The organism is Lacibacter sp. (assembly GCF_035299325.1).
Lineage (GTDB): Bacteria > Bacteroidota > Bacteroidia > Chitinophagales > Chitinophagaceae > Lacibacter.
In genome coordinates this window covers 34414-48443 of record NZ_DATGWT010000024.1, presented here as the reverse complement: position 1 = coordinate 48443, position 14030 = coordinate 34414, and the positions used below count along the sequence as shown (strand labels likewise).

Sequence of the window (14030 nt, the reverse complement as noted above, 5' to 3'; positions counted from 1 at the left end):
TGCTTATGCATTATCGTTTTGCGGCGGCGGATCTTTTTTCTTTTCGATTTGCGGCCTGTTTTGTTGAGGTGGTTTGTTCTGCGGCGGGCGTTGTTGCTGCGGGCCACGCTGCTGTTGCGGTGGTCGCTGTTGCTGCTGTTGTCTTTGTTGTGGCGGACGTTGCTGCCCTTGTCCACCTTGTTTATTTTGCTGACCGCCTTGCCCCTGTTGGCCACGTTGCTGTTGCGGTGGCCGCTGTTGCTGCTGTTGTCTTTGTTGTTGTGGCGGACGTTGTTGTCCTTGCTGTCCTCCGCCCTGTTGTTTCTGCTGTTGCGAACGCTCTTTGTCTTTACGTTTTTTGCTGTTACGTTCCAGCGTGCGCAAGCTGATCTGTCCAACCAACTCAACATGTGCATGTTCTTTCTCTTCAGCTTTTGCAGGTGAAAGTTCAATGGCACCTAATTCATCAGGACGTTGGCCTTTCACATTCATAAACCTGATCTCCTTTACACGTTCAATAGGAACTGGGTATTGTTTATTGCTGTCGGGCAACACATACCACATCAGGTTTTTGAAAATATCTTTTTTAATGAGCTGTGCTGTACCACGACTAAGCTCTAACGTATCAGCATTATTCGGGAAATGTTGCAACGCATCGAGGTAGGTATCCAGTTCATAATTCAAACAGCATTTCAAACGACCGCATTGGCCGCTGAGTTTTGTTTGATTGATGGTGAGATTCTGGTAACGGGCAATCGTAGTGGTCACACTTTTGAAATCGCTGAGCCAGCTGCTGCAGCAAAGCTCTCTGCCGCAACTGCCGATACCACCGATCTTGGCTGCTTCCTGGCGAATACCGATCTGCTTCATCTCCACTTTTATCTTAAATTCACTCGCATAGATCTTGATCAATTCACGGAAATCAACACGGTCTTCGGCAGTGTAATAAAACGTAGCTTTTCGTCCATCAGCCTGGAATTCCACCTCAATCAGTTTCATATCCAGGTTCAGCTGAATAATAATAGCTCTTGCCCTAACCTGTGTAGGTTTTTCCCGCTCTTTGCTTTCTCTCCATTTCTGCAGATCCATTTCGTTGGCACGGCGCATGATCTTTTTAATTTCCGGGTTATCTTCTTTCACACCCTTTTTCTTCATCTGCAAACGCACCAACTCACCGCTGATGTTTACCATACCAACATCAAAACCACTTACACCTTCCACCGCCACCATGTCGCCTTTGGTGAAAGTTTGTAAGGTATTGTTACGGTAAAATTCTTTCCGGCTTCCGTTATTGAAAGTTACTTCCACAATGCGGCAATCGCTGTCGGGGTCGCTGAATGGCAGGTTCGCCAGCCAATCGTGCACATTTAACCGGTTACAGCCGCCTGTGCTGCAGCCACCGTTGCTTTTGCAACCGCCCGGTTTACCCGTACTACAACTTGTACAACTCATTATTATGAGAGATTAAAAAGTTAATAATAAGAAGAAGAGAGGATGGGATAAGCTGAGGAATGTCTATGAAGCTTTGGTTGTGTCACTCACTTGTACGCTTTGTTGGCTATTCAGCTGTTAAAGCCTGAAATTCAGTAGATATGTTGAAGATCATTGCAAAAAGCAACGAACAATCAAGTACAAGAGTCGAGACGATTCTGTCTCGATGCAGACCGAAAGCGTCTGCATGCGACGCAACAAAAGACGATCAGTCATTCAAAAGCTCACTCACAAAATCCTTCTTCAATGGTTGACCTTTTCTGTTCTCAAATCCTTTACCACAGGTCAATTCCATCAAAAATAGGGATTTATCGGGAAAGCTAACAGCAATAAGGATTGGCGGCTCAGTCTGTCATCCCGACGAAGGAGGATCTATTGGAGAGAGTTGTAAATGATACAGGGCAGATTCCTCGTGCCACGGAATGGCAAAAGATCAACTCCTCACATCCAGCACATCCCTCAACCCATTACCCAGCAAGTTAAAGGCCAGCACCAGCAACATAATGGCAATGCCCGGCGCAATGGCCAGCATTGGATTATTGGTGATAATAAAGTTATAGTTCTCTTTGATCATGAGACCCCAACTGGGTTGCGGTGCCTGCACGCCAACTCCCAGGAAACTCAAACCTGCTTCAATCACGATGGCACTCGCAAAATTGCTGGCCGCAATCACGATCACCGGACCCATGATGTTTGGCAGAATATGTTTGAAAATGGTACGGGCATGCGAAAAACCCATGGCCTTGGTGGCTTCAATATAATTAAGCTCACGGATGCTGAGCACCTGGCCACGAACCAAGCGGGCAACATTCACCCAAAGCGTTAAGCCAACTGCAATGAACACCTGCCAGAAACCTTTACCCAAAGCCAGCGTAATGGCAAACACGAGTAATAAAGTGGGGATGCTCCACACTACATTGATGAGCCAAAGAATAGCTTCATCGATCCAGCCACGGAAATAACCGGCAACTGCACCAAGAAAAATGCCGACGGTGAGCGAAATGGCTACGGCAATTAGGCCCACGCTTAAACTCACCCGCACACCAACAATAAGCCGGCTTAAAATATCCCGGCCGAATTTATCGGTACCAAGCCAGAAGGTTTTGGTAACGATCGGGCTCTTATTTTGCTGACCAGTAAAACGAAATGTCAACGGCTCAGTTACGCCTTCATCAACAAACTTCTCAACATCATAACGATTTTCAATTTGCTTATAAGAGCTGATAGGAATGTATTGATACTGATCTTCTGCCCCAAAGAAAAGATCAGAGAACGACGAATTGTTCTGCTGCTCACGTTCAATTTTAATGAACTGCTGTTTATAACCGGGCTTCTTTGCAGCAATCTCAACAATGATCCTGTTTGCATCGGGTGTGGCATCGGGCGCAAGGATATAGGCAAACACAGCAGTCAATAATGCCAGCACAATAATGCTTAAGCCGAAAACAGCACCTTTGTTCCGGCGTAGTTTTTTCCAGAAGATCTTTGTAAAGGAATATTCTGTGTTGGACATTGAATAAAAATAAAGCTTTGCTGCCAGTTCCGTGACTTACTTCACTGTTCTTCCTTTCCATTCATACTTGCCAAACTTACCCAACCAACCTGCAATAACCGTGTACACAATATGAAAAGGCTGTGCAAGCGGAAACCACCACAACAGTTTTTCCTTGTGAAAGAAACCGGCTACAGGTATCAGAAAAATAAGTTCAATGATTGTTTTGAAGAGTAAACTTCCTGCAAACAGCATCCATAAACTGCTGTTGAAACAGGCAGCCACAAAAAGAACAACAAAGAATACATTGAGCAGATATACCAACAGCAATACCCAGAAGATACGTTTATCATCATATTGATCGGCTTTGCTGGCCCAGCGTATCCGCTGACGGAAAAATTCACTTACCGTTTCAACAGGATTGGTGAGCACAATACTGTCTGCTGCTTTGCAATAATGTACTTCAGTTGGAAAATGGCTGTACAGTTTATGCATTAGCAGCATATCATCACCACTGGCAATATGGTCCACTCCTTTAAAACCATCAACTGTATAAAATGCTTCTTTGCTGTAACAAAGATTAGCGCCATTGCACATACTGTGAAAACCTGCAGCAACAGAAGCCGCTGTAATTCCCTGCAGTGTTAAAAAATCGAGCGACTGAAATACTTTGATGAATGAACTTTCTTCTTTCATCGCAACAGGTGCTGCAATAAAAACCGTTGACTGTTGTTCAATGATGTAAGCAAAGTTGCGCAGCCAGTTGTTCGGAACAGTACAATCTGCATCGGTCGTAACAATGTACTTGCCTGTTGCTTTTTCAACACCCGCTTCAATAGCTTTCTTTTTATAAGAGTTGATCTTTTCTTTTACCAGCTCTTTCAACTCAATCACCTGTACAGCTGAAAATTGCTTTGCAATTGCAACAGTTGCATCATCGCTGAAATCATCGATCACAATTACTTCGATCAACTCTGTCGGATAGTTTAATTGCTGAATGCTTTGGAGACAATCAACAATATTTTTTTCTTCGTTGCGTGCGGGGATAAGAATGCTAAAAGATGTGGCTGGAACAAACGATGCTGGAACGTTGCGTGTTACACATTTACTCCACCAGTACCGATACAGCAGCAACAGGATTGAATAAGGAACTAACAGTAAAAGTATAAGCAGCAGCCACAGCATGCTGCAAAATAACAATGCTGCGGCAACCAATCGCCAATAAAAAATTAAAAACCTGCTGATCGTCTGTTTTTCTGTTTGTTGAAATTAGATTTGCAACCGTTTATGGCCCGCAAGAAAAAGAAATCACTTCGCTATCTCCCTGTTATTATCATGGCTCTTGTTTTTGCAGGCGGTGCATTTTTGTATATCCGCAACTGGTGGCTCGAGCGGCAGGCAGGCATGATCCGCTACCGTGAGTTTGGAATAGCTGTTCCTACGAATTATACCATGCATGGTATTGATGTAAGTCGCTACCAACAGACCATAAATTGGGATGCAGTGAAAGGCATGAACGTTGAAGGGATAAAGATCAGTTTTGCATTTATAAAAGCAACGGAAGGAAACAGCAGCATCGATTCTCATTTTAAACGTAACTGGCGCAAAGCAAAAGAAGCGGGCATGACACGTGGCGCTTATCATTTCTTTATTGCTACAAAGGATGGAACTGTGCAGGCAAGAAATTTTGTGCAATCTGTAAAATTGTCGAAAGGAGATCTCCCGCCTGTGCTTGATGTGGAACAAACCTATGGTGTTAGCAAAACGGTTTTACAACAAAGGGTAAAAGCTTTTTTGTATGCTGCCGAATTGGCCTATGGAGTAAAACCGATTATTTATACCAACTCTGATTTTTACAAACAATACTTAAAAGAAGAATTTGATGATTATCCATTGTGGGTGGCGCATTATCTTCGTCCGGTTGCACCACGTATTGAACGTGATTGGCATTTCTGGCAACACAGCGAAAGCGGTCGTGTAAATGGTATTGCCGGTAAAGTTGATTTTAATGTATTCAGTGGTGATAGTACTCAATTTGAAAATCTGCTGTTGAAATAACTATTTTTGCAACATCCGTATTTATAAAAGCGTCTAAAGGAACAATCAATTTAAAAAATCAGACAGATGAAAAAAATCTTACTCTCTCTCTTATTTGCAGCATCGCTTAATGTTGTATTGGCACAGAACAGCACCGCCAATAGTACCGAATATAAAACAGCCATTGGTGTAAAAGTGTGGGCAGGTGCCGGCGTATCCATCAAAACATTTATTAAGGAGAATAATGCAATAGAGCTTGTCGGTTATTTCGATCGGTTTGGTACACGCATTACGGGCTTGTATGAATTTCACGGTAACCTGAGTACAGAAGGGTCGTTGAAATGGTATGTAGGACCTGGTGCGCACGTAAGTTTATACAAAAACTCTACTGCAGTGGGTATTGATGGTGTTGTGGGTATTGATTATAAATTCAGTAATATTCCATTGAATCTTGCGCTCGATTGGCAACCAGCTTTTGAATTAGGTGGTGCTGACCGCAACGGCTTTTATGGTAACTGGGGTGGTTTTGCCATTCGTTTTACGCTGTAACAAAACAAAATCATATTTATGCTGTTGTACTCTTGTGCAACAGCATTTTTTATGTTCGTAACTTTCCTTAAAATTTACTTGCTATGAGTGGTATGGAACCGGAAGCCCAGGATTTTTTGAAGCGGATCGTTCAAACGGTTTCAATGGGCATACTTTTTCTGTTACTGCACATGACCTTTGGTTTATATCTCAACTGGGGTTTCTTTGAAGGCAGCCCCGGTATTGGCAATATCATTTACTACATTGTTTTTCTTGCTTCGTTTGCAGGGCTCATCTATTTCTATTACAAGTTGTGGAAGGGGAAGATGTGATCAGCTGCTATGATCAGCCACAATCACCCACTCACCTTTTATCTTTCTAAACAGTAGGGTGTAATGTCCTTCAACATCACCAACTTTCTCTCTTGTTAAATGCCACTTGCCCACAACAAAGTATGCATCAGTCGATATCTTTTCTACTTTCAGGATATTGAACTTGAGTATACCCATGGCATCCCTGTTGGGATATCCTTTGCGGTAATTCTCTAATGTATTGTTGTAACCGTACGTAACACCGCTCTTGCCGATGAACATAAGTGAATCACTTTTCCAGTAGCCTTTCATAAAATTTTCAAGATCACCTGCATTCCAGTAGTTGGTTTGTGCGTCAAGTATGGAAAGGATGCGTTGCTCATCTTTTGTTTGTGCGTTTGAACTGATTGCTGTAATCAGCAAGAAAAGGAAGAATAGTTGTTTCATAATTTGAATGTAGTAAAAATGAAGCCACCAATTACACGAATTTTATGAACTGACCGTAAATAAAAAAGCACAGGCGTTTGTCCTGTGCTTTGCATCATTGATGAACAAAGATCAACCGTTACCCCAGTTTTTCTTCTTCATGTAAGCAATGCTTTTCTTAATGCACTCTTCTTCGGGCATTGTATATGCTTCCTGCTCAACAAATGCATATTTAAGTCCTGCGTGTTTCTTGTGTTCAAAAATTTTGCTGAAATCAATTGTGCCATCACCAACCTGTGTACTTTCTTTTTTCCCTTCTTTATTAACAGTAAGATCTTTTACATGCCACATGGTGAAGCGACCGGGATATTTGTTGAACCATTCCACAGCATCTTCATTCATAAAAGATGACCAGTAAATATCCAATTCAAAATCAACCATAGAAGGATCGGTACCATCTAACAATGTTTGCAGGAAAGATTTACCATTATCGATTTTCTTGAATTCAAAATCATGGTTATGATAAGCCAGTTTCATACCTGCTGCTTTTGTAAGTTCGGCGGCTTTATTTACCAGCTCCACCAATTTTGGAAGTGTATCGGCGCCACGTTGATTTGCATCTAACCAAGGAACAGTAGCATATTCATTCCCCATGATGTTGGCTGCATCCAGCACTTTTTTCCAGAAATCAAGATTACCACTTTGTAACACCGGTCCGAAATTATAATGACCGCTGGGTGATGTTAGTTTCAATCCATCAAACATAGCTTTGAATTCCTTTGGAGATTTTCCAAAGAAGTTGGTACCATCAAACCCATATAATTCTATTTGCGAATAACCGGCTTTGGCAACATAGTCAAGTGTACCTGCAAGATTTTTTGCCACATCATTACGCACAGTGTACAACTGAAGACCATACTTCTTTGTATCAGCCAGTGATTTAGTTGCACATGAAATTAACGGCAAACCTGCCAGTGAAATACCCGCAGTGGCTGCTGCCGAAGTTTTTAAGAATGATCTGCGATTGTAAGCCATGTTTTGTAAGATTAAAAACTTCCGCTAAACATTCATTTAGCGGAAGTGTATGTTTAAAGTAAGCGTTTACTGTTGAAAGACGGTTGCAGGAATTAAGCCGTTGCTTTGTTCCTTATTCCGCCCAGGCCTTATCTCCTTTATTGTAGGCAAGATTACCATCGTATTTGCCGGGTATAGGCACATGACGTAATGTTTCTGTCATACCGGTTTTTGATGTAAAGAAACCAAGCAGGGTTAATTGTTTCATCATGGTATAATAATGACTTGGTGCGCCTTCAAATTCTTTTTGATCTTTCCACGCCAATGCTTCGTTCTTCTTCTTATGTTCTTCACGAAGCGGTTTATCAGCCTCGTCACGCTTCTGGTTAAACTCTTTTGCTTCTTTTTCTAAACTAACCAGTAATGCATTGCGTTGTTCAGGTGTACATTCCATAAATGATTTACTGTGCATTTTTTCACAGGCAGCATCTAACTCGCCAATGCCACTCATGAATGCATCCTGCTGGCGTTGGGTGTAACAATCTGTAACCATTACTTTCATAAACTCACCAACCTTGGCAGCTTTTGCGCCTGGCGTTGATGTTGCCGGAATAATAGTTTCGGCCACTTCATCGAGCAACGAAATATTGGCGGCAGAAAAATCTGCTGCTGCTTTTGGCCCGGTTTTACAACCGGCTAAAAACAATTCGCCACCAATTACTGCACCACCGGTTAGTAATGCTATTTGTTTTAGAAGATCACGACGATTCATATAAAAAGTTGATTTAAAAATTGCTTAATTATATTATTATAAGTTACCTTTTTTTAATTCACTTACAGCATAATCAGCAGCACGTGCTGTTAACGCCATATAAGTTAAAGAAGGATTTACGCAGGATGAACTTGTCATACATGCTCCATCAGTAACAAAAACGTTAGGCGCATCCCATACCTGGTTGTTGCCGTTAAGTACTGATGTTTTGGGATCACGACCCATGCGGGCTGTTCCCATTTCATGAATACCATGGCCCATTGCATGCCCTGAATCATAAGAAGATATATTCTTTACGCCGGCAGCTTCAAACATTGCCTGCAGATCTTCTTTAATATCCTTACGCATATTCATTTCGTTCTCTTTCAATTCGGCATCCATTGACAGAACAGGTAAACCCCATTTGTCTTTTACTTCTTTGTCCAGTGAAATTTTATTTTCATGATAAGGAAGTATTTCTCCAAAGCCTGTTGCACCTATACGCCATCCGCCGGGTTCAGTAAGTGCTTCTTTCAGTTCGCTGCCAATAGTAAGTTCAGCAACAACTCTTCCCCAGCCTTGCCTGCTTGCGCTTCCCTGGTAACCATATCCTCTTAAGAAATTTCTTTTTTTATCACCCGGTGTGTTGGCAAAACGGCTGATGTAAAACCCGGCAGGGCGGCGACCATATTCTGTTACATTTTCATAACCATCTATTTCGCCGCTTACACCAAGATTATAATGATGATCCATTACATTATGTCCCAACTCACCGCTACTGCTGCCTAAACCACCCGGCCATATATCAGTAGCTGAATTGAATAAAAGCCAGGTAGAGTTTAAAGCTGATGCACAAACGAAAATGATCTTTGCTTTATACTCATAGGTTTTATTATCCATGGTATCGAGCACTTCCACTCCGCTTGCTTTTTTCTTGTCTTTATCGTAAAGGATCTTTGTTACAATTGATAATGGACGAACAGTGAGATTGTTTGTTCTTACAGCAGCAGGCAATGTTGAAGATTGCGTACTGAAATAACCACCAAAAGGACAACCTTCCCAGCAACGGTTACGAAACTGGCAGCCAGGTCTTTCATTGTGTGGCACCGTAATATTGGCTACACGACTGTTGATCATTTGCCGCTCTCCTTTATAAAACGCTTTGATCTTTGCTGCCACATCTTTTTCAACAATGTTCAACGGCACAGGAGGAAGAAACTGTCCATCGGGGAGATAAGGTAAACCTTCCACTGAGCCGCTGATACCTGCAAACCGTTCAACATGATCATACCATGGAGCAATGTCTTTATAACGGATAGGCCAATCAATACCAAACCCGTCTTTAGCATTGGCTTCAAAATCAAGTTCGCTCCAGCGATAACTATGCCGTCCCCATAAAACAGAACGGCCACCCATACGGTAGCTGCGCCACCAGGTAAATGGTTTAACTTCTGTATAGGGCGAATCTTTTTCATTTGCCCACGCATCCATTACACGTTCATTAGCAGCCCATCCTCTGTGTATAACAGGATAATCTTCTTTTTGCTGCCAAGTTGTTTTGCCACGGTGTTCAAATTCCCATGGCATTTTGTTGGCAGTTTTATAATCGGTGATATGTTTATGCTCTGCACCACGCTCCAGCATCAGCACCTTCAAACCTTTTTCACAAAGCTCTTTTGCTGCCCAGCCTCCGCTGATACCCGACCCGATTACAATTGCATCAAATGTGTTATCTGCCATAATGGTTAAATTACAGGTTGCCTTTTTTTAATTCGCTTACAGCAAAATCAGCGGCACGAGCTGTTAATGCCATATAAGTTAAAGATGGGTTTACACATGATCCTGATGTCATACAAGCGCCGTCGGTAACAAATACATTCTTGGCATCCCATACCTGGTTGTTGCCGTTGAGAACAGATGTTTTTGGATCACGACCCATACGTGCAGTACCCATTTCATGAATACCCATACCAACGGCATAACCATGATCATATGTATTTACATCTTTTACTCCTGCTGCTTCCAGCATTTCTTTTGCATCATTCATCATATCCACCCGCATCTTCTTTTCATTCTCTTTTATCTCCACATCCATCTTCAAAACAGGTAAACCCCATTTATCTTTTACAGTTTTATCGAGTGATATTTTATTTTCATGATATGGCAATATCTCACCAAAAGCGGTAATACCCATATTCCATTCATCGTTAGGTACACTCATCGCATCTTTCAATTCTGCTCCTAACGTCATCTCTGCAACTTCAACACCTCTTCCTCTGCTGGCACCACCCTGGTAGCCAAAGCCACGGAGGTAATCACGTTTATCATCATAAATGTTTCTGAAACGGGGTACATAAACGCCTGTGGGTCGTCGGCCATAAACATATTTGTCGCTAAAGCCTTCCACCTTACCACTTGCTCCGCAACGGAAATGATGATCCATTACGTTATGACCAAGTTCGCCACTGCTGCTTCCTAATCCACCTTCCCATACATCTGTAGCAGAGTTCATTAACACCCAAGTAGAGTTAAATGAAGATGCACAAACAAAAACGATCTTCGCTTTGTACTCATATGTTTGGTTTGTTTCAGCATCAAGTATTTCAACACCGGTTGCTTTTTTTGTATCCTTATCGTAGAGAATTTTTGTAACGATCGAAAAAGGACGAAGCGTTAAATTTCCGGTTGCCATTGCAGCTGGCAATGTTGCTGATTGTGTACTGAAATACGCACCAAAAGGGCAACCTCTCCAGCAACGGTTACGGTATTGACAGTTTGTACGGTTGTGATGTGGTTGCGTAATATTTGCACTGCGGCCAATAATGATATGTCGAGAACCTTTATAGTGTTCGAGCAAACGTTTTTTTACTTCCTTTTCTACGCAGTTGAGTTCCATGCCCGGCATAAAATCACCATCAGGCAAAACTTCAAGCCCGTCTTTTGTTCCCTGGATACCCGCAAAACGTTCGGCGTAACTGTACCATGGAGCAATATCATCATAACGAATAGGCCAATCAACTGCAATACCTTCTTTGGCATTAGCTTCAAAATCCCATTTGTTGAAACGATAGCTTTGGCGACCCCACATCAATGAACGACCGCCAACATGGTAACCACGAAACCAGTCGAAACGTTTTTCTTCTGTGTAAGGACATTCTTTATCCTTTACCCAATAATCGAGTACAGTTTCGTTTAACGCATAATCACGTTTTAAAACAGGATAATCTTCAAGCATTTGCTGCGTTGGCCTTGCACCTCTGTGAGGGAACTCCCAACTTTCTTTGGTAGCATTTACATAATCTTTGATATGCTCAATGTTACGTCCACGCTCAAGCATGATCGTTTTTAAACCTTTTTCAGTGAGTTCTTTGGCGGCCCATCCACCGCTGATTCCTGAGCCAATTACAATGGCATCATATACATAACTATCCGGCATATTGTCTTATTTGAGTGGTTATTGTTTATATGAACTAAGCTTAAATTACTTGAGAACTGTCAATGGTGAATACGATCATTGTTTTGCAAATTGTCTATTCACTATTGACCATTCACTTTTTACACATCACATCTCATTACTGCATCTTTTAATGCAGCCAGTTTTTCTTCTTTTGTTTTTCCGGTGGGTATATATTCCTGTGCTACGTATCCTTTGTAACCTGTTTCAAGAATTGCTTTCATAATGGCCGGGTAATACAGTTCCTGGTTTTCAATGATCTCATGACGGCCGGGAACACCTGCTGTATGATAATGACCAAAGTATTGGTGATTCTTTTTGATCGTACTAATGATATCACCTTCACTGATCTGCATGTGATAGATATCGTACAGAATTTTAAAGTTGGGTGAACCAAGGCGATTGCATAATTCGATCGTCCATTTGGTATTATCGGCCATATAATCCGGATGGTTTACTTTGCTGTTGAACACTTCAATCTGGATGATGACATTATGCTTTTCTGCCAATGGCATGATCTGTTTCAAACCTTCCACACAATTCTGCAAACCTGTTTCATCATCCATGCCATTACGGTTTCCACTAAAGCAAATCAGGTTCTGATAACCTGCTTCCGCCACCAAAGGAATCGTTTCTGTAAAAGCAGCAATCAGTTGTGGATGATTTTTTTTGTCATTCCAACCTTCTGTTAAACTCACCTTGCCTTTTGTATAGCACATGGAGCAATGGATGCCATGTTTTTTTGCAATGGGCCATTCATCGGGTGTAAGTAAATCAATGGCAGTAAAGCCCATCTTCTTTACTTCTATACATAATTCTTCGAGCGATAAATAGCTATGTGTCCATTTACAAACTGAATGGTTGATGTTGCCTTTTAATTTATACTTTTCTTCTCCCATAACTCTTTCAATTGTGCCTGCGGTTACAACATTGCCGGCTGTAACGGCAACAGTTGCGGCAGCAAATTTCTTAATGGCTTCTCTTCTTGTATTACTCATTGTATTGCTACTGATTTTTTTTGACTTGAGTGATAAGATTATGCTGTTGTTAAACTTTGTTTGCTTTTACCACGCATGAACAAATACAAGCCTGCAAATGCAACAATTAATATGATGGGTATAATAAGTGTGGCGTTGATTATTTCAGGACCCGCTGTAACTTTTGCCTGTGCCAATGCTTTTCCCATTTCAGAATCTGCTGCAGCGGCGCTGTAGTCGGCTAAGTTGGAATTTGCAGGAAGTTTAGCAATGAGTTTTTCATCATAAAACTTACCCATAAACATCATATAAACCGAAACGGCAAACATACCGGCGCCACCCATCAGGTTTAACCCAACTGCTCCGGTTTTAGGTAAATATTCGGCAACAAAGCCCAACATGGTTGGCCAGAAAAAACATACACCCATTCCAAATACAATTGCTCCTATAAAAAGAGTGTTACCACTGCTGTGTCCTAATAAATACAAACCAGCGGCAGATAAAATAGCTGAAATAAGTAATACACCTGTTGGTGAAAGGCGGTGAACAATTGGTTCTGCAAAACCACGTCCTATCACCATAACCAGGGTTGTTACAGTAAGGATCAGAAGTGCATTGTCAGTTACATTACGAAGTAATACATCGATCCACTGGCCGGTAAACAATTCAGTGATAGCTGTACCAAACATACAGATGATCATAAACAGGAATAATGGATTGCCCAATGATTTATACATTTCACCTGTACTTACTCCAGCTGCCACACGTTCTGTAACAGGGAATTTCAGTTTTAAAAAGAGGAACCCATAAATGAGTGTTGGTATAAGCATGGTGCCTACCTGTACCTGCCAGCCGATATTAAATTTCGAAAAATAAAAACTGATCAATGTCCCTATGACGATACCACCGGGGAACCATAAATGAAAGTGGTTTAGTTTTGTCGTTTTTTTATCGGGGTATAATGTAGTTACTAAAGGGTTGCAGGCTGCTTCTACAGTACCGTTAGCAATACCAACTAATAAAGTTGAAAAGAATAAACTCCAGAATCCTCCTGCAAAAATGGTCAACAAAATACCGCCAAGGTGAAAGAAAAATGCAAGTTCTAACAGGCGCTTCATGCCGATAAAATCAACAACCAACCCGCCAATAATTACGGCAAGAGGGAAACCCCAAAAGGCTGTGGCAGCAATTGTACCCAATTGTGTGGCACTTAAATTAAAATCAGTTCCAAGTTTACCAAGTATACCGGCTCTGATGCCAAATGATAAAGAAGTAACTAATAATGCAAGACAGCTGCCAATAAATAGTTGATTACGGTTTATGGAATTCATTCTACAATCGTTTAAAGTTTAGGTTGGTTAAAGCAAAAAATAAATTTAGGGTATTTATGCATAGAGCAAGCTGTTAATTTTTAAAAAAAAGCAACTGCAATCGTTTGAAACTATCAACTGTTTATATGCGTATTATCGGTTGGACAAAAAAGCATCACTGGTTGATAAAATAGTACTGGTAAGATTCGAATAATCTATTTGAGTCATTTAATATTCACAGTTCGTTTCAGTTTTATTTC

Annotated in this window: 13 protein-coding genes; 3 read left to right on the top strand and 10 right to left on the bottom strand. The window is 41.4% G+C overall.

The annotated features are described in order from the left end of the window. Positions 1–3: 3 nt before the first annotated feature. From VK159_RS13890 to VK159_RS13880, 3 genes are all read right to left on the bottom strand, one after another. On the bottom strand, positions 4–1431 hold the full coding sequence (locus VK159_RS13890) for a regulatory iron-sulfur-containing complex subunit RicT (protein WP_324230753.1): 1428 nt from the start codon (positions 1429–1431) through the stop codon (positions 4–6). A 472-nt stretch (positions 1432–1903) separates the two neighbouring features. Next, a complete protein-coding gene (locus VK159_RS13885) occupies positions 1904–2983 on the bottom strand; it encodes an ABC transporter permease (RefSeq protein ID WP_324230752.1) in 1080 nt (359 codons plus the stop codon). A 36-nt stretch (positions 2984–3019) separates the two neighbouring features. Then, complete coding sequence (locus VK159_RS13880; RefSeq protein WP_324230751.1) at positions 3020–4147, bottom strand: glycosyltransferase; 1128 nt, start codon at positions 4145–4147, stop codon at positions 3020–3022. A gap of 102 nt (positions 4148–4249) precedes the next feature. Between VK159_RS13880 and VK159_RS13875 the strand changes: the two genes are divergently transcribed. From VK159_RS13875 to VK159_RS13865, 3 genes are all read left to right on the top strand, one after another. Next, positions 4250–5020: a glycoside hydrolase family 25 protein gene (locus VK159_RS13875; RefSeq protein ID WP_324230750.1), complete on the top strand. Its 771-nt coding sequence runs from the start codon at positions 4250–4252 to the stop codon at positions 5018–5020. A 66-nt stretch (positions 5021–5086) separates the two neighbouring features. Beyond that, complete coding sequence (locus VK159_RS13870; protein WP_324230749.1) at positions 5087–5548, top strand: hypothetical protein; 462 nt, start codon at positions 5087–5089, stop codon at positions 5546–5548. 83 nt (positions 5549–5631) lie between these two features. After that, complete coding sequence (locus VK159_RS13865; RefSeq protein WP_324230748.1) at positions 5632–5859, top strand: hypothetical protein; 228 nt, start codon at positions 5632–5634, stop codon at positions 5857–5859. Here the strand turns inward: VK159_RS13865 and VK159_RS13860 are convergent, their stop codons facing one another. From VK159_RS13860 to VK159_RS13830, 7 genes are all read right to left on the bottom strand, one after another. Next, positions 5860–6285: a nuclear transport factor 2 family protein gene (locus VK159_RS13860; RefSeq protein WP_324230747.1), complete on the bottom strand. Its 426-nt coding sequence runs from the start codon at positions 6283–6285 to the stop codon at positions 5860–5862. A gap of 111 nt (positions 6286–6396) precedes the next feature. After that, the gene (locus VK159_RS13855; protein WP_324230746.1) at positions 6397–7299 is read right to left on the bottom strand and encodes a TIM barrel protein; all 903 of its coding nucleotides are present in this window, start codon (positions 7297–7299) and stop codon (positions 6397–6399) included. A 112-nt stretch (positions 7300–7411) separates the two neighbouring features. Then, entirely contained in the window at positions 7412–8050 is a 639-nt protein-coding gene (locus VK159_RS13850; RefSeq protein ID WP_324230745.1) for a gluconate 2-dehydrogenase subunit 3 family protein, read from the bottom strand. A 36-nt stretch (positions 8051–8086) separates the two neighbouring features. Further along, positions 8087–9769: a GMC family oxidoreductase gene (locus tag VK159_RS13845; RefSeq protein ID WP_324230744.1), complete on the bottom strand. Its 1683-nt coding sequence runs from the start codon at positions 9767–9769 to the stop codon at positions 8087–8089. A 10-nt stretch (positions 9770–9779) separates the two neighbouring features. After that, the gene (locus VK159_RS13840) at positions 9780–11465 is read right to left on the bottom strand and encodes a GMC family oxidoreductase (RefSeq protein WP_324230743.1); all 1686 of its coding nucleotides are present in this window, start codon (positions 11463–11465) and stop codon (positions 9780–9782) included. 119 nt (positions 11466–11584) lie between these two features. Next, on the bottom strand, positions 11585–12481 hold the full coding sequence (locus VK159_RS13835; protein ID WP_324230742.1) for a hydroxypyruvate isomerase family protein: 897 nt from the start codon (positions 12479–12481) through the stop codon (positions 11585–11587). Positions 12482–12519: 38 nt separating this feature from the next. Continuing rightward, entirely contained in the window at positions 12520–13791 is a 1272-nt protein-coding gene (locus tag VK159_RS13830) for an MFS transporter (RefSeq protein WP_324230741.1), read from the bottom strand. Positions 13792–14030: the final 239 nt, after the last annotated feature.

Excerpts from the sequence above, each read along its gene's own strand:
- VK159_RS13870 (WP_324230749.1), top strand. The coding sequence starts at position 5,087 with ATGAAAAAAATCTTACTCTCTCTCTTATTTGCAGCATCGCTTAATGTT.
- VK159_RS13855 (WP_324230746.1), bottom strand. The coding sequence starts at position 7,299 with ATGGCTTACAATCGCAGATCATTCTTAAAAACTTCGGCAGCAGCCACT.
- VK159_RS13840 (WP_324230743.1), bottom strand. The coding sequence starts at position 11,465 with ATGCCGGATAGTTATGTATATGATGCCATTGTAATTGGCTCAGGAATC.
- VK159_RS13845 (WP_324230744.1), bottom strand. The coding sequence starts at position 9,769 with ATGGCAGATAACACATTTGATGCAATTGTAATCGGGTCGGGTATCAGC.
- VK159_RS13835 (WP_324230742.1), bottom strand. The coding sequence starts at position 12,481 with ATGAGTAATACAAGAAGAGAAGCCATTAAGAAATTTGCTGCCGCAACT.
- VK159_RS13890 (WP_324230753.1), bottom strand. The coding sequence starts at position 1,431 with ATGAGTTGTACAAGTTGTAGTACGGGTAAACCGGGCGGTTGCAAAAGC.
- VK159_RS13880 (WP_324230751.1), bottom strand. The coding sequence starts at position 4,147 with ATGCTGTGGCTGCTGCTTATACTTTTACTGTTAGTTCCTTATTCAATC.
- VK159_RS13865 (WP_324230748.1), top strand. The coding sequence starts at position 5,632 with ATGAGTGGTATGGAACCGGAAGCCCAGGATTTTTTGAAGCGGATCGTT.
- VK159_RS13850 (WP_324230745.1), bottom strand. The coding sequence starts at position 8,050 with ATGAATCGTCGTGATCTTCTAAAACAAATAGCATTACTAACCGGTGGT.
- VK159_RS13875 (WP_324230750.1), top strand. The coding sequence starts at position 4,250 with ATGGCCCGCAAGAAAAAGAAATCACTTCGCTATCTCCCTGTTATTATC.
- VK159_RS13830 (WP_324230741.1), bottom strand. The coding sequence starts at position 13,791 with ATGAATTCCATAAACCGTAATCAACTATTTATTGGCAGCTGTCTTGCA.
- VK159_RS13885 (WP_324230752.1), bottom strand. The coding sequence starts at position 2,983 with ATGTCCAACACAGAATATTCCTTTACAAAGATCTTCTGGAAAAAACTA.
- VK159_RS13860 (WP_324230747.1), bottom strand. The coding sequence starts at position 6,285 with ATGAAACAACTATTCTTCCTTTTCTTGCTGATTACAGCAATCAGTTCA.